At 35.6% G+C, this 25321-nt stretch carries 25 protein-coding genes and 1 pseudogene; 19 read left to right on the forward strand and 7 right to left on the reverse strand.

Annotation, left to right across the window (positions count from 1 at the left end):
* Window positions 1-7: 7 nt before the first annotated feature.
* Window positions 8-1033, reverse strand: coding sequence for a 5-(carboxyamino)imidazole ribonucleotide mutase (gene purE, locus E7Z77_RS03665; protein WP_292750381.1), 1026 nt, complete (start codon window positions 1031-1033; stop codon window positions 8-10).
* A 209-nt stretch (window positions 1034-1242) separates the two neighbouring features.
* Here purE and E7Z77_RS03670 point away from each other — a divergent pair, with 209 nt between their 5' ends.
* Window positions 1243-2943, forward strand: a complete 1701-nt coding sequence (locus tag E7Z77_RS03670) for a glycosyltransferase (RefSeq protein WP_292750383.1) — start codon at window positions 1243-1245, stop codon at window positions 2941-2943.
* A 49-nt stretch (window positions 2944-2992) separates the two neighbouring features.
* Here E7Z77_RS03670 and mmp11 read toward each other — a convergent pair whose 3' ends face one another.
* The 5 genes from mmp11 to hacA all read right to left on the reverse strand — a co-directional run bounded on the left by mmp11 (window position 2993) and on the right by hacA (window position 7224).
* On the reverse strand, window positions 2993-3934 hold the full coding sequence (mmp11, locus tag E7Z77_RS03675) for a methanogenesis marker protein 11 (protein ID WP_292750385.1): 942 nt from the start codon (window positions 3932-3934) through the stop codon (window positions 2993-2995).
* A gap of 7 nt (window positions 3935-3941) precedes the next feature.
* Complete coding sequence (ribH, locus tag E7Z77_RS03680) at window positions 3942-4358, reverse strand: 6,7-dimethyl-8-ribityllumazine synthase (protein ID WP_292738685.1); 417 nt, start codon at window positions 4356-4358, stop codon at window positions 3942-3944.
* 155 nt (window positions 4359-4513) lie between these two features.
* Window positions 4514-5521 (reverse strand): isocitrate/isopropylmalate family dehydrogenase, encoded by a 1008-nt coding sequence (locus E7Z77_RS03685; protein WP_292750387.1) that lies wholly within the window; start codon window positions 5519-5521, stop codon window positions 4514-4516.
* Window positions 5496-5975: a 3-isopropylmalate dehydratase small subunit gene (locus E7Z77_RS03690; protein WP_292750389.1), complete on the reverse strand. Its 480-nt coding sequence runs from the start codon at window positions 5973-5975 to the stop codon at window positions 5496-5498. Before E7Z77_RS03690 ends, E7Z77_RS03685 begins: the two co-directional genes overlap by 26 nt.
* 4 nt (window positions 5976-5979) lie before the next feature.
* Complete coding sequence (gene hacA, locus E7Z77_RS03695) at window positions 5980-7224, reverse strand: homoaconitase large subunit (RefSeq protein ID WP_292750391.1); 1245 nt, start codon at window positions 7222-7224, stop codon at window positions 5980-5982.
* A 98-nt stretch (window positions 7225-7322) separates the two neighbouring features.
* On the opposite strand from hacA, the gene E7Z77_RS03700 reads away from it, so the two are divergent.
* A complete protein-coding gene (locus tag E7Z77_RS03700) occupies window positions 7323-8552 on the forward strand; it encodes a DUF2264 domain-containing protein (protein ID WP_292750393.1) in 1230 nt (409 codons plus the stop codon).
* Here the strand turns inward: E7Z77_RS03700 and E7Z77_RS03705 are convergent.
* The gene (locus tag E7Z77_RS03705) at window positions 8549-9787 is read right to left on the reverse strand and encodes a nucleotide sugar dehydrogenase (RefSeq protein WP_292750395.1); all 1239 of its coding nucleotides are present in this window, start codon (window positions 9785-9787) and stop codon (window positions 8549-8551) included. The two genes, E7Z77_RS03700 and E7Z77_RS03705, sit on opposite strands and share 4 nt — an antisense overlap.
* 72 nt (window positions 9788-9859) lie before the next feature.
* Here E7Z77_RS03705 and rfbD point away from each other — a divergent pair, with 72 nt between their 5' ends.
* The 17 genes and pseudogenes from rfbD to E7Z77_RS03790 all read left to right on the forward strand — a co-directional run.
* The gene (rfbD, locus tag E7Z77_RS03710) at window positions 9860-10699 is read left to right on the forward strand and encodes a dTDP-4-dehydrorhamnose reductase (RefSeq protein WP_292750397.1); all 840 of its coding nucleotides are present in this window, start codon (window positions 9860-9862) and stop codon (window positions 10697-10699) included.
* Window positions 10696-11145, forward strand: coding sequence for a ribonuclease domain-containing protein (locus E7Z77_RS03715; protein WP_292750399.1), 450 nt, complete (start codon window positions 10696-10698; stop codon window positions 11143-11145). The genes rfbD and E7Z77_RS03715 overlap by 4 nt, the downstream gene beginning before the upstream one ends.
* A gap of 1 nt (window position 11146) precedes the next feature.
* Window positions 11147-11377: a barstar family protein gene (locus E7Z77_RS03720; RefSeq protein ID WP_292750401.1), complete on the forward strand. Its 231-nt coding sequence runs from the start codon at window positions 11147-11149 to the stop codon at window positions 11375-11377.
* A gap of 33 nt (window positions 11378-11410) precedes the next feature.
* Window positions 11411-12277, forward strand: a complete 867-nt coding sequence (gene rfbA, locus E7Z77_RS03725) for a glucose-1-phosphate thymidylyltransferase RfbA (protein ID WP_292750403.1) — start codon at window positions 11411-11413, stop codon at window positions 12275-12277.
* 4 nt (window positions 12278-12281) lie between these two features.
* The gene (gene rfbC / locus E7Z77_RS03730) at window positions 12282-12842 is read left to right on the forward strand and encodes a dTDP-4-dehydrorhamnose 3,5-epimerase (protein ID WP_292750405.1); all 561 of its coding nucleotides are present in this window, start codon (window positions 12282-12284) and stop codon (window positions 12840-12842) included.
* Window positions 12843-12846: 4 nt separating this feature from the next.
* Window positions 12847-13854 (forward strand): dTDP-glucose 4,6-dehydratase, encoded by a 1008-nt coding sequence (rfbB, locus tag E7Z77_RS03735; RefSeq protein WP_292750407.1) that lies wholly within the window; start codon window positions 12847-12849, stop codon window positions 13852-13854.
* 238 nt (window positions 13855-14092) lie between these two features.
* The gene (locus tag E7Z77_RS03740) at window positions 14093-14359 is read left to right on the forward strand and encodes a hypothetical protein (protein WP_292750409.1); all 267 of its coding nucleotides are present in this window, start codon (window positions 14093-14095) and stop codon (window positions 14357-14359) included.
* 1 nt (window position 14360) lies between these two features.
* Window positions 14361-14639 (forward strand): hypothetical protein, encoded by a 279-nt coding sequence (locus tag E7Z77_RS03745; protein WP_292750411.1) that lies wholly within the window; start codon window positions 14361-14363, stop codon window positions 14637-14639.
* 17 nt (window positions 14640-14656) lie between these two features.
* Window positions 14657-15748, forward strand: coding sequence for a CDP-glycerol glycerophosphotransferase family protein (locus E7Z77_RS03750; RefSeq protein WP_292750413.1), 1092 nt, complete (start codon window positions 14657-14659; stop codon window positions 15746-15748).
* A 1-nt stretch (window position 15749) separates the two neighbouring features.
* Window positions 15750-16706, forward strand: coding sequence for a glycosyltransferase family 2 protein (locus tag E7Z77_RS03755; RefSeq protein WP_292750415.1), 957 nt, complete (start codon window positions 15750-15752; stop codon window positions 16704-16706).
* 5 nt (window positions 16707-16711) lie between these two features.
* A complete protein-coding gene (locus E7Z77_RS03760) occupies window positions 16712-17671 on the forward strand; it encodes a glycosyltransferase family 2 protein (RefSeq protein WP_292750417.1) in 960 nt (319 codons plus the stop codon).
* Between the two features lie 12 nt (window positions 17672-17683).
* Window positions 17684-18541, forward strand: a complete 858-nt coding sequence (locus tag E7Z77_RS03765; protein WP_292750419.1) for a glycosyltransferase family 2 protein — start codon at window positions 17684-17686, stop codon at window positions 18539-18541.
* 52 nt (window positions 18542-18593) lie between these two features.
* Window positions 18594-19997: an undecaprenyl-phosphate glucose phosphotransferase gene (locus E7Z77_RS03770; protein WP_292750421.1), complete on the forward strand. Its 1404-nt coding sequence runs from the start codon at window positions 18594-18596 to the stop codon at window positions 19995-19997.
* Window positions 19998-20152: 155 nt separating this feature from the next.
* Window positions 20153-22810 (forward strand): OB-fold nucleic acid binding domain-containing protein, encoded by a 2658-nt coding sequence (locus E7Z77_RS03775; RefSeq protein WP_292750423.1) that lies wholly within the window; start codon window positions 20153-20155, stop codon window positions 22808-22810.
* A 21-nt stretch (window positions 22811-22831) separates the two neighbouring features.
* Window positions 22832-23767, forward strand: a complete 936-nt coding sequence (gene radA, locus E7Z77_RS03780; protein WP_292750425.1) for a DNA repair and recombination protein RadA — start codon at window positions 22832-22834, stop codon at window positions 23765-23767.
* 59 nt (window positions 23768-23826) lie between these two features.
* Complete coding sequence (locus tag E7Z77_RS03785) at window positions 23827-24732, forward strand: AEC family transporter (RefSeq protein WP_292750427.1); 906 nt, start codon at window positions 23827-23829, stop codon at window positions 24730-24732.
* 299 nt (window positions 24733-25031) lie between these two features.
* Window positions 25032-25321 (forward strand): annotated as a pseudogene (locus tag E7Z77_RS03790) (disulfide reductase); the annotation flags it as partial.

The following is a 25321-nucleotide window of genomic DNA, read 5'->3' on the forward strand; positions in this document are numbered from 1 at the left end:
GTTATCACTACAAATTAATTTTTTTGTTTTTTAATTTTCCAAGAAGTTCTGTAATGTTATTGTCGTTTATGGAAAGAATTTCACCAGCTAATACTGCAGCATTCTTACCGTTGTTTATTCCAACGGTAGCGACAGGAACGCCCGGCGGCATACTGACAGTTGTAAGCATATAATTGTCACCGTTTTCATTTGTACAAGGAACGCCAATCACCGGCCTGTCGGTCAATCCGACTATTCCCCCGGTAACCTGTGATGAGTTTGAACTGACACCAATGAATATTTTTGCATTTTCCATTGATTTAACATAATTTGTGAATTTTTTAGTGGACCTGATCGGACAGACAACTTTTGTGTCGTGTGTAATCTTTAATCTGTCTAATATTACTTCGATTTTTTTCGCGGTCACGACATCGGTTTGTCTTCCAACAATAATTGAAACTTCTGCATCTTTGTTTTTGCAATTTGAATCAACATCATCATATGAGTCAATTTCATTTATTTCGAGATTTTTTATTCTTAGGAAATCATTTTGAAGGAATTTTCTTTCGATTTTTTGAACAATTTCTTCGTTGCTGTTTTTTACCTTTTCAGCATATTCCTTTCTTAATTCAATTAATTTCTGGCGAATTTCATCGTCATTAATTCCAATGAACTGTGCAGCCAAAATCGCGGCATTGTCTCCCCTGTCTATTCCAACGGTAGCAATAGGGGAAGGGTAAGGCATTTGGACAATTGATTCGAGAGCATCAATACCTCCGGTTTTAACATCTACAGGAACACCTATGACAGGTCTAGGCGTATAAGCTGCAATTGAACCCGGTAAATGCGCTGCTAATCCGGCAATTCCGATAAATACTTCAATTCCCGCATCAGTACCTTGACTAACAATTTCACGAACTAAATTTGGTGTTCTATGAGCTGATGCAATTTTTAAGCTGTAAGGTATCTCCAGCTTGTCTAAAACATCCATACTTTTCTCAGCTATTGCAATATCTGAGCCGCTTCCAAGAATAATCATTATTTTTGGTGTCATTCAAAAATCCCTTCTAATAAAATTATTGTTCACATAATAATATTCTCATTTATATATATTAAATTTTCATTGATACGGGATTTTTTTTTGATTTTCAGGGCAATGATTTTACATTTAATTTTCAATTTTTTTGAATAAAAAATTAATAAGTATTTATTATATGAATTAATAAAATTATTAATGTAGAAATTATAAACGGAGAAATTTGTGTGTATTGGTTTTTTGTAATCCTCACCTTTTTACTTGCTAGTGTAAAGACTGCAAAACCGAAATATCAAAAGGTTTCAGTCATTATTCCGGCATACAATGAAGAAGATACAGTGGCCGAGGTTGTCAGTGTAGTTAAAAAAGTTTCTTTCGTAGATGAAGTCATAGTGGTTAACGACGGGTCAACAGACAGGACGGAAGAGGAAGCCTTGAAGGCTGGAGCCATTGTTATTAATCATCAAACTAATAAAGGTAAGGGGGAGGCTTTATATACAGGTTATAAAGAATCTGAATGTGATATTATTGCGTTTATTGATGCGGATATTTACAATTTAACTTCAAAAAAAGTTGAAGCAATGATCAAACCTATTTTGGATGGAAAGACCGATATTACCAAAACCAAATTTTCCCGTGCAAGCGGACGTGTAACAGAACTTACTGCAAAACCGTTGTTGAATTTCTTTTTCCCTGAAATTTCCTTTGAACAACCGTTAAGTGGTCAGTTTGCAGCCAAAAAAGAAATATTAAGAAGAATTAATTTTGAAAGCGATTATGGTGTAGACGTAGGTATCGTTATCGATGCCGATGTTTTAGGGATTTCAATCATGGAAGTCGACATCGGTGCAATTGAGCATGATATGTCTCCGCTGGCCGATTTGAATCTGATGGCCAATGAAGTTGTAAGAACTATTATAAACCGTGCTAATAAGTATGGTAGGGTCATAATGATTGATGACATAGGTTACTTCATTAGAATGTCCATTGTTGGATTATCATTAATCATGTTGGGTTTATTTACAATATTTTTCGTAAAATATGTTCCATTGGCAGTTGGAGTCCTCATCAGCGTCATCGGTATTGTCATTGCTGTTTATTACATTGTCAAAGTCATTGTCAAATCACTTTTAATGTTTAAAAAGATACCGCGTGCAAATTTAGTCAAGTCTTTTATTAAAATTCATTTTCCATTAATTATTTCAATCATTGTGCTGCTGCTCATGATTTCAACATTCATTGGTGCGGCTCACTTTGAAAACGGTGTTTTATCAATCGAGCCAAATTCAAGGAATTTAATCATATATGCAGACAATTCTCCAAGGGACAATACAATTTCCGTTAGGGGCCCTTATACAGTTGATATAGCTGTTGAAAATGAATCCGATCAAATAAGAATGCCTTCGGATGCAATGATGTCGTTGGGTATTAAAGTTAATGATACTATTAAAATCGATGGTGCGACATATGTCATTAATAGTACTAGGAGCGGTGAGTCTGATATGATAAGGTTGCCGATTGAGGCTAAAAATTCGTTAAATGTTGAAACGGGTGATATTATTCAGAATAGTCGATTGAAAGATGTTTTCAGAGGATCACATATTAATCATTATCATGAATTTAACAATACAACCATTATAGAGCAGTTCCTCGTTTCATCAAAGGACATGGAAGCATATCAGTATGAGGTAATTGTAGATAATGTTTCTACACTCAATTCAAGCGGAATTTTCACTGAAAACAATACATATAGCCTTTATGTCAACGGCGGACATTTGGATAAGTTTGTATTTGGTAAAAATCTTACACAGACATTTGAATCCGACGGTCATTCAGTTAAAATTGTATTCAAGGATACCAATTCAACTTCTATAAAAATTTTCACGGCGGTAAATCAGGCCGAATTCCTTGACATCAATTTATTATAGTTTTTTTAAAAAAAATAAAATAAGAATCTACATCAGAAGATGCAGATATTTAGTCTTTTTTATCGTATGCCTTAACTGCTTCTTCAACGTCATCGTAAAGACCCAATGCAGCTAATGCACCGACTTTTCCTTGCTCACCAGTCACGGCAATCAATGGAATGTTCAATTCCTCTGCAACTTTTTCTGCAGTTTCAACATCCATCATTCCAGATTTGGTAGCAATTGCATATTCTCTTAATTTTTCAGGGATATCCAAACCTTCCAAAATAGCTATGGCTGTTTTATCGGATAAGGTATCACGTTCGAGAATTTCAATAACTCTTTTAATCAATTTTTCTTTATTTTCAGTTTCCACAGCAAATGTAAGAGCTATTGATACGCAATTTTGGGTTTTGTGAGGATTGTGCGGGTACAGCTGGACAATGATATGGTCAAGGTATTCGAATCCTTCGCTTGCGAGTTCGACACCCAAGTTATGTGCCATGGTCCAGGTAGCTCCGGCATCTTTTGTATCGGTGTCATCCACACCAATAACCACTTTTTCAAGTTTTGGGGTTACTACAGTCGCCTTCCCGGCCTTTGAACCTCCACCTACTTGAATAAGTTCGACATATTTCACGCCTTTACCCATTCCTCTGCACATTCCAGCTCCAACACCTGCGCCTGCAAGTCCGGCATGTGTTACTTTAACTTCATCGCCGTCTACAATTATTTCATCTATTCCTGCAGCATTGAAACTTGCTTTCAAGTCTAGCGGTGCTGAGCCAACATGGCAAGAGTAAACATGCTTATTTCCGTCACGGTATGCTGAGTCAATTAATTCTGAGTTATTCCTGTATTGATTTAATAACCAGTGAGACCCTGAAATACATGGGTGATACTCGACGATTTCCACCTTGTCACCGTCCACCATAGTCAATACTTTTTCGTATGGTGCAATCCAAGGGTCTTGGAATTTTTCTCTTAGTTCGTTAGGTTTTAAAATTTCCATCCAATCACTAAATTTCTTTTAATCTGTCACACATTTTTATTGCAGCTTCAACAGCACTTTTTGCGTTTTTAACACGTCTGTGAGCATCTAATCTTGTCATGCCAGGACCAGTAATGCCAAGTGCTACCGGAGTGTCATATTCTAAAGCTAAATCAGCAATTTTACGGGATGCATGCTGTGCCACAATTTGGTCATGATCGGTTGCTCCTTCGATTACAGCACCCAAGGTGATAATTGCATCGTATTCCCCTTTTTGCAATAGTTTTTTGATTACAAGCGGCATATCGAAAACGCCAGGAACTGCAACTACCTTTGTGATTTCACAGTCTCTGTTTTTTGCTTCTGCTTTAGCTAATTCTAACATCATTTGTGTAATATCATAATTAAATTCTGCAACAACTGCTGCTATTTCATATTTTACCATTTTATCGACCTCTTTTTTGTTTATGCTCCACTGCTGAAAATAATGAGAAAGAATCCAGCAACCCCACTAACTACCATAATGAATATGATAAAAAGTGCTGCCAATTGCATTTTTGTTAATTTTTTTAAATTCATATTTTTTATCTCCATTTTGTTTTATAAGTTATTTTTAACTTCTCTAGCCAGTTCCATCGTAGTTGCAGAACCACCTAAGTCACCAGTTAAATTATTAGCGTCAGTTAATACTTTTAGAATTGCCGCGTCGAATTTGTCCGCAGCCTCATTTTCACCAAGATATCTAAGCATCATTATCGCTGAAAGCATCATAGCTATCGGATTTGCTTTATTTTGGCCTGCAATATCTGGTGCTGAGCCATGAACAGGCTCGAATAATGCTCCATCTTCACCAATATTGGCAGATGGAATTAAGCCAAGTCCTCCAACAAGACCGGCACCTTCATCAGATAGGATATCTCCGAAAAGGTTAGTAGTTACAATAACATCAAAGCTTTCGGGCTGTGTAATCAGATACATTGCGGTGGCATCGACATAAAAGTCTTCAGCTTCGATATCAGGATAATTTTTGGAAACCTCATAGAATATCTCTTTAAACAATCCATCACTTTTTTTAAGGACGTTAGCCTTATGGACACCAGTTACTTTACGTTTATTGTTGTCTTTTGCATATCTGAATGCATAATCGATAATGCGTTTTTCGGCTTCCCTTGTGATTATACGCCTTGCAACTGCACCGTCATCAGTATATTTTTCTTCACCTGCAATATATAATCCCTCGGTATTTTCGCGAACAATCATGAAGTCAATATTTTCTGAAAGCGAATTTGTATTAGGATATGCTTTCACAGGCCTTAGATTTGCAAACATTTTCATTTCTTGGCGTATTTTAACAATAACGTCCGCTGCAGTTTCACCGGCAGCACCGAATAAACATGCATCAGCATTTCTGATGATGTCTAATGTCTCATCTGGAAGTGCATTACCAGTTTTTTTAAGGCATTCATCTCCAGCTTCGCCGTAGATGTAATTGAAATTAATATCTAATGAGTCTAAGATGTATATTGCTGCTTCCATTACTTCCTTACCTATTCCATCACCGGGAATTACAGCAATCTGATATTCATTTTTTGTTTTTGAGGTATTCAATCAAACCACCCTGTTCCAATATTTCTAACATGAATGGAGGCAATTTTTTAAATGTTATTGATTCTCCATTTTTTGTTGTGATTATGGCATTTTCCATGTCCACTTCTATTTCTTCTCCATTTTCCACAAGTTCACTAATTCCGGGAGCCTCAAGAAGAGGAACTCCAACATTTGTAGCGTTCCTATAAAAGATTCTGGCAAATGATTCGGCTATAACCGCTGATAGGCCAACGCCTTTTAGTGCAATCGGAGCATGTTCCCTTGAAGAGCCACATCCGAAGTTGGTTCCGGCAACGATAAAATCTCCTTTTTTACATTTCTCACTAAATTCAGGATCCAAACCTTCCATGCAATGCTTTGACAATGTTTCTTCATCAGTGTAAATCAAATATCTTCCCGGCACGATAATGTCGGTGTCAATATCATTTCCAAATTTCCAAGCTGTTCCTTTCATGTAATCACTCCGGAGCCACGATTCTTCCTTCAATTGCTGAAGATGCAGCAACAGCAGCAGAAGACAGGAATACTTTTCCGTCAGGACTTCCCTGTCTGCCTCTGAAATTTCTATTTGAAGTTGAAAGACTTACTTCGCCAGGTCCGATTATTCCTGTATGGCCTCCAAGGCACGGACCGCAACATGGAGCTGATACAAGTGCTCCCGCATCAACAAATATTCTGATTAATCCTTCATCCAATGCTTTTGAGTAGACTTCCCTTGATGCAGGGATAACCAGCATTCTTGTGTCCTTGGCTATTTTTTTGCCTTTCAATATTTTTGCGGCATCTCTCAGGTCACTTATTCTGCCGTTGGTGCATGAACCGATAAAAACCTGATCTATCTCCTGGTCAACTTCACTGACCGCCTTTACATTGTCCACATTGTGAGGACAGGCCACCTGCGGCTCTAAATCAGTCACATCAACATCGATTATATTAAGAGAAGATGAATCTAAATCAGTCTTATAAATCTTATAAGGTTTTTTTGAGCGCTCTTCAACATATTTTATTGTCTTTTCATCAGGTTCTACCAAACCGGTTTTTCCGCCCATTTCAATAGCCATATTTGTCATAACCATTCTGTCGGAAACGCTCATATCTGAGACAGTTTCACCAGCAAATTCACAAGCTTTATAAGTTGAACCGTCAGCACCCATTTCACCAATTATATGTAAAATCACATCCTTTGCATACACGTTTTCTTTCAATTTACCTGTAATTTCAAATCGATTGGTTTCAGGCACTTTTAACCATAAGTTACCTTCAGCGAATACCATTGCCATATCTGTAGAGCCAATACCGGTTGAAAATGCTCCCAATGCTCCATGAGTACAGGTATGTGAATCGGCACCTACAATAACATCCCCCGGCACTACATGACCAAGTTCAGGCAAAATCTGGTGACATACACCTGCATTGACGTCATAGAAATTTTCAATGCCCTGTTCTTCAACGAATTTTCTCATCAGGATATGGTTGTTTGCTGAATCAATTGAATCGGCCGGAACCTGATGGTCGAATGGGATAACGATTTTTGAGGAATCCCATACCTTATCAGCTCCGATTTTTTCAAAAGATTCCACTGAAAGAGGTCCAGTCAAATCGTGTGTCATTGCTATATCAATATTTGCTATTACTATATCACCTGCTTCTACTTTGTCGTTATTTGAAGCTTTAGCTAATATTTTTTCAGACATTGTTGGCATATTTTTAACCTCTTTATTAATGATAAGTATTTATGAATAACAAAATATATAATCGTTGCTTTATTTTGGGGATTTCTTTATTTTAATATTTATATAATATGTTCAACATAGTATTCAATATGAGCATATCAATTTTCAAAAGATTTAGAAAAAAAGAAGAACCTGTCGTTGAGGAAAAACCTTCAATTTGGGAAGATAGAATTTTTTGGGTTTCAACATTGCAAAAAATAGCTTTCCCAGTTTTAAATAATCTTTCAAAGGCTTCATTAAGAAAGAACATGCCTTATGAATCTTTAACTGCTGATAATCAGAAATTTTCATATTTTTCAGCATTTGCACGCGTATTTAATGGTATTGCTCCATGGTTAGAACTCGGTCCAGATACTTCTCAGGAAGGTCAAATCCGTGAAAAATATACTTATTTGACTTTAAAATCAATTGCTAATGCAATAAATTCTAAAAGTAATGATTTTATTCTTTTTATTGAACCAAAACAATCTTTAATTGATGTCGCTTTATTTGCTCAAGGATTACTTAGGGCTAAAAATCAAATATGGCTCAATTTGCCTATGAAAGTCCAAGCCAGAATAATTCGTGAATTGAAGAGTACCAGAGTGATAGCTCCTTATGAAAATCATTGGCTTTTATACACTGCAATGATTGAAGCTGCACTTTTAGAATTCACAGGCGAATGTGATAAACAGCGTTTGACATATGGTATTTCAAAGTTTAGGGACGAATATTATCTGGGTGACGGAGTTTATTCAGACGGTACCGATATGGATGTAGGATATTACAACAGTTTTGTTATTCATCCTATGCTCAATGATATTTTGACCGTAATGAGAAAATACGGACTTCGTGATGGAGAATTTTTAGATGTGCAGTTCATGAGGTCTTCAAGGTTGTCTGCACAGCTTGAAAGAACCATTTCTCCTGAAGGTACTTATCCATTGCTTGGAAAATCATTGGCTTATCGATGCGGTATCTTTCAGTTGCTTTCCCAGGCAGCATTGTTAAAGATATTGCCAAGGAATATCAATCCCGCTCAAGTCAGATCAGCTTTAACAAAAGTTTTGAAAACACAATTTGAGAATGACAAAAACTTTAATGAGGACGGCTGGTTAGTGATGGGCTTATACGGTCCACAAATTGATATTTGTGAAGAGAATATTAACACAGGCACTCTTTATTCATGCTGTGCAGTATTTTTGGCTTTAGGTTTGGATTCCAATGATGATTTTTGGACCGCTCCAGCTGCCGAATGGAGTAGTGTAAAAGCATGGAAAGGCGATAAAATACAAAAAGACCAAATATTCGACCTTTAGTTTAGTTCATATAAGTTCCCATAATTATATAGCTTAATTTCATCTGGAACTTCTTTTATTATATTTTTTGTATCGAAGATTATCGGATTTTTCATATTGTCCTTTATCAGGTTATAGTCCATTTTCTTGAATTCATCATGGTCACATAAAATTAAAATCAAATTCGCATTTTCTATAGCTTCATTCAAGCTTACATGATTAGGATTTTCAATATGAGGGTCATGAATAGCTATTTCATAATCTTTGCTTAATTCTGCAATTATTTCATAAGCAGGGCTTTCTCTGTCGTCTCCAGTATTTCCTTTATATGAAACGCCGAGGATAGCTATTTTTCCTTCTGGAATAATTTTTTTCACGTATTCGCAAACGAATCCAGGCATTGAATTGTTTGTGTCACGTGCCAATTTAATGATTTTTGCAGTTTCAGGAGCCTTTGCGTAAATGAAGTAAGGATCTATTGCAAGGCAATGCCCTCCAACACCAGGTCCTGGAGAGTGAAGATTTACTCTTGGGTGTTTGTTTGCCATTTTTATGACGTCAAGTGCATTCACGCCGATTTCAGCACAGATTTTAGCAAGTTCATTTGCAAGTGCAATGTTTACATCTCTAAATGTATTTTCCATGCATTTTGATAGTTCGGCGGTTTTTGCCTCAGTCAGCATCAGTTCACCTTCGACAAATTGGCCATAAACTTCACTGGCTTTTTTTGAGCATTCTGGTGTTACTCCCCCAATAATACGATCATTATGAATCAATTCCTCTATAATGCGGCCTGGAAGAACTCTTTCAGGGCAATGGGCAAGATACAAATCTTCACCTATTGTAAATCCTGCATTTTCAAATATAGGCTTGATTGTCTCATCGGTAGACATAGGAGCTATTGTTGATTCGATTATCACGGTATTTCCTTTTTCCAAGTAAGGCAATATTGATTCACATGCGGTTACAACATAACTTAAATCGCAGCTGTAGTTTTCAACAATATATGGGGTAGGTACTGTAATTATAAAAGCATCGGCTTTTTGAGGAGTTAGGCTGGCAACATATATCTTGTTTTCAACAGCGGTTTTGATTATTTCAGAAATTCCTGGCTCTTCGATATGAATAATTCCGTTATTTAAATTCTTAATCATCTCTTCAGAGATATCCACACCAACCACTTCGCAATGGTTTCTTGCAAAAAGTGCAGCGGTAGGAAGTCCGATATAGCCTTGGCCAATAATACATACTTTCATAATAACTAACCTCTCTTTAAATATTAAGTATAATATATATTAAAACTAATATTAAAGTTTTAAGTGGTTAGTATGAATATTTTAATAACGGGCGCTAATGGAATGTTGGGTCATGACCTTAAAGAAGTTTTAGGCAGTAAACATGAATTGGTCCTCACAACTTCAAAAACGTTGGATATCACGGATAAACAGAATACTATTGATTTTATTTGTGAGGTCAAACCGGATATTGTTATTAATTCGGCGGCATACACTAATGTGGATGGCTGTGAGGAAAATCCGGATATTGCCTATGCCGTCAATGGCGATGGTGTCAGGAACTTAGCAATAGCATGCGATAAAATCGGCTGTCCTTTAGTCCATATAAGTACGGATTATATCTTTAATGGTAAAAATGACAGGCCATGGGTTGAAGATGATGAAATAGATCCCATAAATGTCTACGGCAAAAGTAAACTTAAGGGAGAACAGGCTATTTTAGAGACTCTTGACAAGTATTTCATTGTAAGGACAGCATGGCTTTATGGAATAAACGGTAAGAATTTTCCAAGGACAATGTTGGACCTTGCCCAAAGCCATTCTGAAATAACTGTTGTTTATGATGAGGTAGGATGTCCCACCTATACGCATGATTTGGCGCTGGCCATTTCTCAACTGATAGAAACGGAGCATTATGGAATTTATCACATAACCAATTCCGGAAGCTGTTCCTGGTGCGAATTTGCAAAATTCATTTTTGATGTTGCAGAAATCGACGTCAAGGTAATTCCAGTCACAGCATCTGAATTTGCACGCCCGGCTCCAAGGCCATCATATTCAGTTTTGGAAAACAGAAATTGGGCCAGTAGAGGGTTCAAGCCTCTTAGAAATTATGAAGAAGCAATAAAAGAATATATTGAGTTGATACAATGAATAAAAAGCTTACTTTAATAATTGCATTGATGATTGTTTTATTCAGCATTGGTGCAGTAAGCGCCGGATTTTTAGATTTTTTGAAATTCGGTGACGATACAAGTGATGTTAATGTAGTCGAAGATGGGGAGTATTGTACAGTAGAGGAAGTTTCAGCTTATATCAAGGAGTTCCACAAGCTTCCAAGCAATTACATAACTAAAAGTGAAGCCAGAAGTCTCGGATGGGAAGGCGGACCTCTTAAAAAATATGCTCCTGGAAAAAGCATAGGTGGAGATGTATTCACAAATAGGCAGCTAATACTTCCGAAAAGCGATTATAAATATATTGAGTGCGATATTAACGCCAATGGAACCAGTCGTGGAGCTGAGAGAATAGTTTACAATACAGGAGATTTTAAAGTCTACTACACTCCAGACCATTATAAAACATTTACGGAGGTATAGAATGCAGCTGGATGGCAAATTGATAAAAAAGGAAGGTCATGATTACTTGATGGAAGCGTTGAATTTTCCAGATTATTATGGAAAGAATCTGGACGCCCTGTATGATTGCCTGTGTGAGATAAAATGCGAAATCGAATTGATCAATTCAGAAGAGGTTGACAGCGAAATTATCGACACATTTGTTGATGCGGCCAGCGAAAATGAATTGCTTGAGTTTAAAATATTATATTAATCATTAAGCACAAAGGTTAGAATTAGTGATATTATGAAAGGTATAGTACTTGCAGGGGGTTCCGGCACACGACTTTATCCTATTACAAAAGCCGTTTCAAAACAGTTATTACCTTTATATGATAAGCCAATGATTTATTATCCCATTTCCGTCTTGATGCTTGCGGGAATTAGGGAAATTTTAATCATTTCGACTCCTCGCGATCTGCCGATGTATAAAGAGCTTTTGGGCGACGGGTCAAGCCTTGGAATCAGGTTTTCATATGAGGTTCAAGAAAACCCTAACGGTCTTGCTGAAGCGTTCATCGTCGGAGAAGACTTTATTGGGGACGATAACATTGCATTGATTTTAGGGGATAACATTTTCCACGGTCACAGATTTACAGAAATTCTTGAAAGGGCAACTACACTGGAAGAGGGCGCAATAGTATTCGGTTATTACACCAAAAATCCCGAAGCCTTCGGTGTCGTTGAATTTGATGACGAGTGGAATGTACTATCCATTGAAGAAAAACCTGAAAAGCCAAAATCAAATTATATTGTACCCGGCCTTTATTTTTATGACAATGATGTTGTTGAGATAGCTAAAAACGTCAAACCTTCCGCAAGGGGGGAAGTTGAAATCACATCTGTCAATGAGGAATATCTCAAGCGCGGAAAACTTAAAGTCGAGCTATTGGGAAGAGGTATGGCATGGCTTGATACAGGAACTCATCAGGGTCTTTTGGAAGCGGCCAACTTTATAGAGACAATTCAGAAAAGGCAGGGATTATATATTGCATGTCTTGAGGAAATTGCATATCTCAAAGGATACATTGATGATGAACAGCTGCTGAAAACAGCTGAGGAATTAAAGAAGACAGATTACGGCCGATATTTATATAATTTAGTTGAAAAGTGATAATATGGGGAATTTTAAATTTACAAAAACCGGTATTGAAGGCATGTTCGTAGTCGAACCTGCCGTTTTTGAAGACAACAGAGGATATTTTATGGAGACATATCATGAGAAGGACTTTAAAGATGCCGGGTATGATTTAACTTTTGTTCAGGATAATCAGTCAAAATCAACCAAAGGGGTTCTGAGAGGTCTTCACTTGCAGTTGGAGCATCCTCAGGGAAAACTTGTTCGTGTCATCAAGGGCGAAGTTTTTGATGTTGGGGTGGATCTTAGGGCAAATTCCGAAACCTATGGAAAAAGTTTCGGCATTGTCTTGTCAGAAGAGAACAAAAAGCAGCTGTATGTTCCGCCTAAGTTTGCCCATGGCTTTTTGGTATTGTCCGATGAGGCTGAATTCGTTTATAAATGCACAGATTTTTATCATGGTGATGATGAAAGCGGAATCAAATGGGATGATGAAGACCTGGCAATAGATTGGCCTTTGGATGACATTGATGAGATTATATTATCAGATAAGGACAAGCAATGGCTGAGTTTTAAGGAATCCCAGATTAAGTATGAGTGATAGCATGTCAAAAATTCTAGTTACAGGTGGAGCGGGCTTTATTGGAAGCAATTTCATCAGATATATGGTTAATAAGTACAGCGAATATGAAATAATCAATTTGGATGCTTTAACTTACTGCGGAAACCTTGAAAATCTAAAGGATATAGAGGATAAGGATAACTATTCATTTGTAAAAGGGGATATCAGAGACAAGGACATCGTAGATGATTTGGTCAAAAGCTGCGACTATGTCATTAACTTTGCAGCCGAATCCCATGTTGACAGAAGCATAGAAGACCCTGAGATATTCATCAAATCCAATGTTTTGGGCACACAGGTTCTATTGAATGCGGCTAAAAAATACGGCGTGGAAAAGTACATCCAGATTTCCACAGATGAGGTATACGGTTCACTTGGAAAAGAAGGTTATTTCACAGAAACAACCCCATTACAACCTAACAGCCCTTATTCAGCTTCAAAGGCTGGCGGTGATTTGATAGCAAGATCATATAGCCAAACCTTTGATTTGCCGATTAACATTACACGTTGCTCTAATAATTATGGCCCTTACCAGTTCCCGGAAAAACTGATTCCATTGATGATTTCAAATGCACTGGAAAATAAGAAACTGCCTATTTACGGGGACGGAAAAAACATTAGGGACTGGTTGCATGTCAATGACCACTGCGCCGCCATTGACTTGGTTTTGCATGAAGGCAGACTGGGCGAAGTATATAATATCGGCGGAAACAATGAAAAACAAAACATTGAAATCGTTAAATTGATTTTAAAGGAACTTGATCGTGATGAATCATTAATCGAATTTGTAACTGACAGATTGGGTCATGATAGACGCTATGCAATCGATTCAAGCAAAATTCAAGATGAGCTGGGTTGGAAACCGGGTTATACATTCGAGAAGGGCATAAAGGAAACTATTGATTGGTACTTGGATAATCCGGATTGGATTAGTCAGGTAAAAAGTGGCGAGTACCAGCAATATTATGAAAAAATGTATTCCAAAAGGTAAATTTTACACTTGAAATTTACCTCTTTTTTTTTAAAAATATATAATTATAAAAGATATTTTTAAACATTATCTAATTAAATTTTATTTTTATCTATTTATATTTAATATTCCTCTGAAAATTAAAGCCAATTTTTTTAAAAAATTAAGGATAATTATTTATATTATAATTCTTTAATATTCATTATTGTATAATAAAATAATTTCATATTATTTTGTTTATTAGAGGAATGGTGATTTGATGTTGGAGCAATATTTACCTTTTGTTGGCTTAATTATTTTTGGTAATATTGAAAATTTGGTTTTATCATCACAGGGCGTTGTTGCGGGTGTAAATCCAATAAAGTTAGCTATTGCAAGTATTTGTTGTGTTTCGGCCTGGTTGATAATTGGAACTTTTGCAACTCAAGCATTCATACAATATGTAGATTTTATTAATTTTATTGGAGGCCTTGCCATTTTCATTTTAGGTCTTCAGGCAATGATTCAATCAATAAGAGGCGTCTAGGATGGCAGAAGGCATAAGAAAGTTTTTAGGATTAATAGTTTTTGGTAATATTGAAAATCTAATTCTTGCTGCTCAAGGTGTCTCAGCATGTGTTGACCCTGTTGGTCTTGCTGGCTTAAGCTTGTGTGCTGTCATATGTTGGCTTTTGATTGGGACATTCGGTACCAAAGCCGCAATGAAATATGCCAGATACATTAATTTCATCGGAGGTCTTGCAATTTTCATTTTAGGTCTTCAGGCCATGATGGAATCCATTCCGGGAATGCTTGCATTTTTATAGTAAATTATTGATTTGACATGTCATTTTTAAAACACAAGGTATATGGAAAGCTATTTTCATTGTTTAAGATTTTCCCAATCAATAAAAATAAAGTTTCATTTGTAATTGACTCTAAAGAGTCATTTAAAGGTAATTTAGATTATATTAGAAAGGAGTTTGAAAAAAGGGGAAATTTTGAGTTCAATTTCTTTTATAAGGATAAGATTTCTTTCAGTAATTTCAAAAACCTGGCAACATCCAAATACATTTTTTTAAACGATAATTTTTTCCCGCTTGCTTTCATGGATTTTAGGGATGAAGCTTCTGTTGTTCAATTGTGGCATGCTCCCGGAGCTTCCAAAAAATTTGGAGGATCTGTCTGCAGCGCATCAGAGTTGGAGATATTGTCCAAGGCGAGTGACAATACAGATTATTTAATAATCTCTTCAAAAAATATAGAAAAGCAATATGCTGAAGCTTTTCAAATAGACAAATCAAAAATTCAGCCTCTTGGAGTTCCAAGGATTGATTATTACTTTGAAAATCATGATATTGACAAATTAAAGCAGGATTTATGTGAAAAATATAATGCTCCTTCGGATAAGAAAATCATTCTTTACGCCCCTACATTCAGAGATGAAGAAAAATATAACAATGTATTCAATTATTTGAATTTGGATGACTTCAATGAGGCATTGGGGGATGAATATGTTCTTGCTTTGAGACTGCATCCGAAAATCAAGGATTTTTATAAAAATGATATTTCTTCAAAAGGAAGATATATTGATGTAAGCGACTTTGAAAGCGAGCAGGAATTGATGCTGATTAGTGACATGCTGATTACCGATTATTCATCCATAATGATTGAATATGGAATCTTAAATAGGCCGATAATATTTTTCACTTATGATCTGGATAGCTATTTGGCTAATGAGCGAGGCTTCTATTATGATTTTAAGGAAACTGTTCCGGGGCCAATTGTCCGCACTTGCGATGAGTTGATTGATGTAATTGAAAATTATAAGTTTGAAAAAGATGATATCAGCAAATTCATCAAGACACAGTTTGATGTAATTGACGGTGAATCATCTAAAAGAGTTGTTGATTTTATTTTAAATAATGGTAGGTAAAATGGATAATATTAAAGTCAGTGTCATAGTTCCGGTTTATAATTTATCAGAATATATAGGCAATACCCTAGATTCGATAATCGATCAGGATTTCAAGGATTTCGAATTGATTGTAATAGATGACGGTTCTACAGACGGCACTCTGGAAGCGATTAATGAGAAGTTATCCAACTCAAATGTAAATCACACGGTAATCCATCAGGAAAATGGGGGTGTAGGCAATGCCCGAAATGTGGGAATTGATGCATCTAAGGGCGAATATTTGGTTTTCGTTGATGGAGACGATTATGTTTCTCAAAATCATTTGTCCGAATTGTACAACGGCAAAACGGATTTCAGCTTGATACAGCTGGTTAAGAAAGATGGAGACATATTGTCAGCTCCCCACCATTATCCGACCAGCGAAATTTCCTGCAGGGAATTTATCAAAAAGGAATTGAACATGGAAATGCCGTTCAATTTTTGTCAACTGATGTACAAATCCAGCATAATTAAAGATAACAATATCCGCTTTGATGAAAATGCCGTTTATGGCGAAGATACGCAATTCGCTCTTAAGGCATTGGTTTTCGGCGACAGGATAGCCATCAGCAATGAAGTGACCTATTACTATATTCAAAGGGAGGATTCCGCAATCAGGACTTCTGACTTTAGGCGCTTTGAAATTGTCAACGTTTTTGAAAATTTGGCGCAATTCTATAGGGATATGGGCAATAATGATTTATATGACCTGATAATCACTTCAAGGATACCGAAGGCCATTTTCGGAAACATGAACTACTTTTTCTATAATGATTATGACTTTGATGAAGTGATGTCTAAAATGAAGGAATTGGATTTGTTTGAAAAACTGTCTAAATATGAAGGGGACAGGAAATTTGCATATAAAATAAGATTATTCTTATTAAATCCAAAAATATATTATAAAACATGGAAAAAATTTAAAAATTCTATTTGATTAATATGAAAGTTTCAGTTGTTACGCCAAATTATAATGGGAAAAGATTCTTAAAGACTTTCCTTGAATCCCTGAATGATGATAGGGAATATATAGGGGAGGTAATCATTGTAGATAACGGATCCAGTGATGGAAGCATAGAATATCTCAGAAAGAGTTCCTTTAATTTCCCTTTGGTGTTAATTGAAAACACTGAAAATCTCGGATTCTCGCCGGCCGTCAATCAGGGAATAAAGAAAGCAAGGAATGATTTGATTTTTTCAATCAATAATGATACGGAGATTAAAAAAGGTTCAATTAAGGCATTGGCTGATTTGATCACATCCGACGACAATATCTTTTCCGTGCAGGCTAAGATGCTTCAATATGACAATAAGGAATTGATTGATGATGCAGGCGATGAATATAACCTGCTCGCATGGACTAAAAAAACCGGTGAAAATCATCATTCCGAGGAGTATGTTGAAGTTATGGACATCTTTTCAAGCTGTGCCGGCGCTGCAATGTATAAAAAAACGGTTTTGGACGAAATAGGATTGTTCGACGATAATTTCTTTGCATATATGGAAGACGTTGATTTGGCAATAAGGTCCAGAATCAACGGATATAGAAATCTTTTATGTCCCGAAGCTGTAGTCTATCATATCGGCAGTGCAACCTCCGGAAGCAGATATAATGAGTTTAAGGTCAGGCTTGCAGCCAGAAATAATGTTTGGGTAGTTTATAAGAACTTGCCGATTCCATTGAAGATTGTGAATTTTATTTTCCTGTTCTTGGGATTTCTAATCAAATATCTGTTTTTCGTGAAAAAGGGCTTCGGTTCCACATATCTGGATGGCATAAGAGAGGGATTGTCCGGTAGAAGCAGAATAAATAAGGTTGAATTCAAATCTAAAAATACAATAAATTATTTTAAAATTGAATACAGATTAATTATTAACACCCTTAAATTTTTAATAAAATAACTAGTGAGTTTTATGGATCTTTCAGTCGTTATTGTAAATTATCAGACATTCGAGCTAACAAGGAATACAATCAATTCCATATTGGAACAGGATTATCCTTTCAGTTATGAGATTTTTGTGGTTGATAATGCATCCAGCGATGACAGTCTAGCTAAATTACAGGATTATTTTAAGGATAAGGTTAAATTCATAGCTTCAGAAGAAAACAATGGTTTTGCAGCCGGAAACAATCAGGCATTAAGGCTGGCAGATGGAAAATATATTTTACTTCTGAATTCCGATACCCTAGTTTGGAAGAATACTTTGGAAAACATTTACGATTACATGGAAGAGCATCAGGATGTTGGTGCAAGCGGCTGCAGAGTCCTTTTGGAAAATGGGGAGCTTGACAAGGCCTGCAAAAGAAGCTTTCCAAACGTAAAAAACTCATTTTTCAGATTATTCCACATCCCAACAAACAGCAAAGATGACAATTACAATTTGGATAATCTTCCCGACGACGGAATATACGAAATTGACTGTCTGACAGGCGCCTTCATGTTCATCAGGGCCAAGGCACTTGATGAAATAGGATTTTTGGATGAAACATTCTTCATGTATGGTGAAGATATAGACCTCTGCTACAGAATAAAGGAGGCGGGCTGGAAGATAGTTTACTACGGCGAATCCAAGATAACCCACCTGAAGGGTGCAAGCAGTAAAAAACAAAAAAACAAGCTGATTTATGAATTTTATCGTGCGATGTATATCTATTATAAAAAACATCATGCCCATGAATCTTCATTTCTCGTCAATTTTGCGGTCTATTTGGGAATTGCCGTTTTATGCATATTGAAATTATTTTTAAACATCTTCAAAAAGAAAAATTAATATTATATATTAAACAAACATTACCTTGAAACTAGTTTTTCGGGTAATTGCAATGATAAAGGAAAACCAAAAGATATTGAACATAACATTAGTATTTCTTGATGTATTAGTCATTGCTCTTGCTTTGGTATGTGCCTTTTGGTTAAGGTTTAAAACAACATTATTCGGTCCAATTGGGCTTTATTTAGGTTTTCAAAGCTATCTAATCTTTTTTACTTTTGCTGTTGTTCCTGTTTATTTAATTTTATACTTTGCATTCGGGCTCTACAAACCGCGCAGAACCTACAAGAACATCTTTTCAGAAGCTACAGATATCATCAAGGTTAATATTATAGCTTTCATCGTATTGGTTTCCATTCTATTCCTCATCAATCAGCCTAATTTCTCAAGGATTTTGATGTTTTTACTCGCAGTTATTGCGACATTCTTCGGAATCATTGAAAGGTTTGTTATCAGGAGCGTTTTAAAGAAAATCCGCATTAATAATAGAAACCTTAAGTATATATTAATTGTCGGCGACAATGATTTGGCGTATACTTTTGCAAAGAAAATCCATGAAAACCCATATCTCGGATTTTCAGTCAGCGGAATCATAGGACGTTCCGAAAATGTGGGCAATGTTATTGAAGGAACTAAAGTCATCGGATCTTTTAAGGACTTGGATTCCATTCTTGACAGGAACAGATATGACAGGGTCGTTTTGGCCATTCCTTTGATGTACTATTACCGTATCAATGAGCTTGTGGAAAGCTGCGAAAGGGTTGGTATCAAGGCTGAAATTATTCCGGATTATATTAGATATTTCCCTGCTCAGCCGTCTGTTGACATGATTGAGGATATTCCAATAATCAACATACGTTATGTTCCATTGGATGATGATTTCAATAAGTTCTTGAAATACGGTTCCGATTTATTCTTTTCAATTGTTGCAATTGTTATTACATCCCCTATCATGATTCTAACAGCCATTGCAATAAAATTGACTTCTCCAGGCCCTGTGATTTTTAAGCAGGAAAGAATAGGACATAATTCTAAGCCATTCACAATGTATAAGTTCCGCAGCATGAAAGTCCAGGACCCGAATGAGGAGAAATCAGAGTGGACTACAAAGGATGACCCGAGAAAAACTAGAGTCGGCGAATTTATTAGAAAAACTAGTATTGATGAATTGCCTCAATTTTTCAATGTTTTAAAAGGAGACATGAGTGTTGTAGGTCCAAGACCTGAAAGGCCTTATTTCGTAGAGCAGTTTAAAGAAACCATTCCAAAATACATGGTAAAACATCAGGTCAGGCCGGGTTTGACAGGTTGGGCTCAGATTCATGGATGTCGTGGAGATACATCAATAAAACAACGTATTAAATATGATATAGAGTATGTAGAAAACTGGCATATGGGTTTAGACTTAGCTATAATGATTAAAACAGCATTGAAGAAAAATCCTAATGCATATTAGCTATTTTATGCATTTTCACACATTTGCACTTGAGTAATATTTATATCAAATTTTTTTTTAAGTAGTATATAGATTACTTTTCAAATGCTCTCTCTAATAGTTTATATACATTCCAAATATAAATTAATAATTAACTTTCCTATGAGGGGTTTGGTATGGAAGAAGAAATTTTAAAATTATATGAAAAAATTAAAGATCAACTTTCTGAAGAAGAATTTAAATCAGAAATGGATGAAGTTTATGAGCGTAACAAGGATTTAGGATTCTTTGATGAACTTAATGCCGCTCAAGAGGTTTTAAGAAATCATGGAATCGATGTCCTTACAAAAAGTGATGATTTGGAAACTTCAGAAGAAGTGCCTTTTGAAATTCAATTTAACGATGATAATGAAGAATCAAGCCAGGAAGAACCTGGTTTTGAAATGACTGAGGAGCTTCAGGAAAAGTATGACAAGGTTAAACACATAATTTCTGAAGAGGAATTCTTTTCAAGAATGGAAGATTTCAAAAAACAGGAAACCGATAATCCTTTCATGAACGCTGCCGGTTTAGCGGACATGGTAGTTGGTGAATTGGTAACAGAAGATGTGGAAGTTGTCTCAGAAAAACCAGAATTTTCCGATAAAATGATCGGCGACCTTGAAGAAGGCGGAAAAGATGAAATAATTTCCGGTAGGGTCATATCTATTTCTAATGCTAGAACATTTAAAACACGCAAAGGGGGAGAAGGTAAGGTTTGTAATGTTGAGCTGGAAGATAAAACCGGCAGGATGAGAACAGTATTTTGGACTCAAAATATCAAGCTTCTTAAAAATGTTAAAGAAGGGGAGATTATCCAGATTAAAAATGTAGACATTAAAGATGGCTATTCCGGCCTTGAAGCAAATTTAAGACCAAGGTCAACAGTTATACACCTGGATGAAGATCCTTCCAAATACCCTGAATACAAAGAAGTTATCACTAAGATTTCCGATATCCAACCTGATACTAAAGTAAATATTATTGCAAGGATTGTAAGAATTCCAAGTATTAGAAGCTATGAAAAAAATGGAAAAGAAGGACAGGTAGCTTCATTAGAATTGCAAGATGATTCAGGTAAAATAACATACACCCTATGGAATAAAAATGTTGATTTAATTAAGGAATTAAAATTGGAAGATGGAGATGCTGTTAAAATAATTCAAGCCCAAGCTCGTGAAAGAATAGACAGGGACGGAAACAGCGAAATTTCATTAACCCATTGGGATGGAAGAATTATTAAAGGCGATTTTGATGTTCCTGAGGTTACACAGGAATTTACTCCAATCGCTGATCTAATTGAGCAAAAGGATGTTTCCATTAAAGGTATCGTTTCCAGACTTCAGGATGTCAAAACATTCACCAGAAAAACAGATGGTAATGAAGGAAAATTAAGGAATTTTGATGTAAGGGACATTACCGGTGAAATTAGAGTAACTCTCTGGGGCAATGATACAGAAATGGAAATCAATAAAGGAGACATTATTAAAATCATTGGTGGAGACGTTAGATATGACGAGTACACTCAAAGCCAATATTCAATGAATACTAATTTTAATACTCAAATCACTATTAATCCAGAAAATCTATCAATCGAGGAATTAGATGAATTAAATTCATTAAGAGAGGAATTAAGACCAACCCCTATTGGTGAAATTCAAGCTATTGATGATGATGGAATTGAAATAGATGTAAGAGGCAGAATTTTATCCATTGAGGATATAAATGAGTTTGAAAGAGATGATGGAACAGTTGGCATTGTTCGTTCCATTCTCTTTGCAGATGAATCCGGTAAAGTTAGATTATCATTATGGAATGAACGTGCACGAGAAGAATTCAAAGTCGGAGATGCCTACCAAATTGAAAATGCAAGAACCAGAATGGGGATGTATAGTGTAGATTTAAATATTGGTGGTGGAGCTCGTCTCATTAAATTATCTGAAGAACAGGCAGCTGCCCTGTTTATTCCGGAATTATCTACATTGGAAAAAACTTTATATGATTATAAAAAGATTTCAGACCTTGAAGATGAAGAACAGGATGTTATCATAATAGGAAGAATAATTGAATTAAATGAAATCCGTCATTTTGACAGGGATAATGGTGACCAAGGTTCAGTTAGAAATATAGAAATTGCCGATGACACAGGATTTATTAAAGTTGTCCTTTGGGACGATGATGCAAAAAGAGACTTAGAAATCGGTCAGGCAATTAAATTACAAAATCCTCGCTTATCCTTAGATATGGATAATCGTGTTGAAGCAAATGTTAACAGAAGCACTGCTATTCTTGAACCTAGTGAAAGTGAATTGGCAAAATTACCTTCTCACGAGGAATTAATGGAAGCAATTTATGTTTCAAAACCTATCGAAGCTTTAACCGAGGATGACACTAACGTTTGTGTATCCGGTACCATTGTCGAGGTAAGTACAAATAAAAACATTCTTAAAAAATGTCCTAATTGTAATGAGAATATTGAAGAATCTGAAGATGAATTTAAATGTGATTATTGCGGTCTCGTATATGATGAACCAAAATATATTCTCATGATTCCTACAAGAATCAGCGATGACACAGATGAAATTCAAGTCACATTCTTTGACAAGTTAGCTGAAGAGTTATTGGGTCAGAAAAAAGAGGAAATAATTGAAGATATTTCAAATGGTTATGGAATAGAAGATAAAATTGAAGATCTTAATGGAAAAACTATTGAGATTGTTGCTGATGTTGGTTTTGATGAATTCAATGAAGAACCTAGGTTAAAACCTAAGAAAATTTTATCTAAAAATTTTTAAATAAACTAAGGGATGATAATTATGGTTGAATTAAGTGATTTACCAGGTGTTGGTGAAAAAACAGCAGAAAAATTAGTTGATGCAGGATTTGCTGATATGATGAGATTAGCTACCGCTACTCCAAAGGAATTATCAGTCAAGGCAGAAATTGGTGAAGGTGTTGCTGAAAAAGTTATTGAAGCTGCTCGTAGAGCTGAAAACATCGATTTTGAAACTGCATTCGATGTGCTTGAAAGAAGAAGAGATGTTGGACATATTACTGTAGGTAGCCAAGAGTTCAATGAGTTGATTGGTGGTGGAATAGAAACCCAATCCATTACTGAAGTGTTTGGTGAATTCGGATCTGGAAAAAGTCAAATTTCACATGAATTAGCTGTTACAGTCCAATTGCCTAAAGAGCTCGGCGGTCTTGACGGTGAATGCGTATTTATTGATACTGAAAACACTTTCCGTCCAGAAAGAATAGAACAAATTGCAAATGGTTTTGAATTAGATATTGATGAAGTATTGCATAAAATCCATGTTGCACGTGCATTCAATTCCGCACACCAAATATTGATGGTAGATAAAATCAATGAGCTTATTCAAAGCGGTGCCAATATCAAATTAGTCATTGTTGATTCATTAATGGCTCACTTCAGAGCCGAATATGTTGGAAGAGAATCTTTAGCTGTAAGGCAACAAAAATTAAACCAACATTTACATTCACTTCAACAAATCGCTAATACATACAATGTTGCTGTATTTATTACAAACCAAGTTCAAGCAAAACCTGATTCATTCTTTGGAAGCCCTACAAAAGCTATTGGTGGGCACGTTTTAGGTCACGCTTCCACTTATAGAATCTGGCTTAAAAAAGGTTTGGCCGGAAAAAGAATTGCTCGTTTAGTCGATTCCCCTCATTTGCCAGAAGGCGAATGTGTATTTAAAATTACTAGCGAAGGTATCGTTAGTTAATTTTAATTTTTTCTTTTTTTTCTTAAATTTTAAATACTTTTTTTAATTAATTATTATTCATGAATGCAATCGAAATTACTATTTTATCAATTATTTTAATGATTGGATTAGGTTATTTCCTTAAAAGAATCGATTTTTTAAGCGAAAAGGACATTGATCCATTCAATAAGATAGTAATGTACATTCTATTGCCCTGCATGATATTTCATGCAATCTATAATGCTGATTTATCTTTAATACCAAAATTAGGGATTTTACCGTTCGTTATCCTTTTTTCATCTTTTGCGACAGGTCTTGTTTCATATGTGATTTTGAAAAGATTGGGATTGGATGATGTAAAGCTATGGTCTGTTCTGGTAACGGTCATGATTGCCAATACAGGATTTATGGGCTATCCTGTCAATTTGGGAGTTTATGGTCAGGAAGGTTTTTTAAGAGCAATATTTTGTGACATGGCCACATTGTGTATTTTTTTAATCCTATCGTTTGTCTTGATTTTGAAATTCGGAGGCACTGTCAAGACTGCAGTTAAAAAAATAGTCTTTTTCCCATCTTTGTGGGCGGTTGTTTTAGGATTGTGCTTTAATTTAGTCGGCGTTCCAATCGGACCCGTTTTAGATAATACAATTAATTATTTGGGTCAAGGTGCCATTCCTATTATCATGATTGCTCTGGGTTTGTCAATTGATTTTTCTGCATTGTCTAGAAGTAAGTCCATGATTGCCTTTACTTCTGTTTTAAAATTGGCATTCTTCCCGTTCGTAGCTTTCATTATAGCTACTCAATTGGGTTTGGTTGATCTTGAGTTTAAGGTTTCCATCGTTGAGGCTGCAATGCCTTCAGGCATGATGTCTTTATTACTTGCGATTACCTATAAATTGGATTATGAATTGACTTCTGATTGCATACTCATCAACACTGTAATCTCTTTGATTACACTTCCGATAATTCTGATGTTAATGTAATAAAAAATTAAAAATTTTGATTATTTTAAATTTTTCATTTTCCTAAATAATTAAAATTTAACGTTATTTGTACTAAATAGGATTGTATAGTCTTAACTTGCTTTTTAAGGCTAATTTAAAGCCTATTTTCACTCATCATATATAAATGTTACTCTAAGTTTTTTATAGAAACCTTTATAAGAGTGTATTTACTACATATGTATATCTAATAGTATGTAAAAATTTTTATAAACTTATTTTAAAATTGCAATTTTTTATATATATTAGATATTTTTCACGACTTGTACAAGGTGAATTATATGGCAGAAGAAATAAATAATGAAGAAATTAGGATAGGTGTTTACGTCTGTCACTGTGGTGTAAACATTGGTGGAGTAGTCGATTGTCCTGACGTTGCGGAATATGCTAAGTCATTACCTAACGTTGTTTACGCAACCGATTACAAATACATGTGTTCCGACCCGGGTCAAGCTATGATCCAAGAGGACATTAAAGAGAAAAACTTAAACAGAATTGTTGTAGCAGCATGTTCCCCTCGTCTTCACGAACCTACTTTCCGTAGATGTGTAGAAGAAGCTGGATTAAACAA

The organism is Methanobrevibacter sp., from assembly GCF_015062985.1.
Taxonomy (GTDB): domain Archaea; phylum Methanobacteriota; class Methanobacteria; order Methanobacteriales; family Methanobacteriaceae; genus Methanocatella.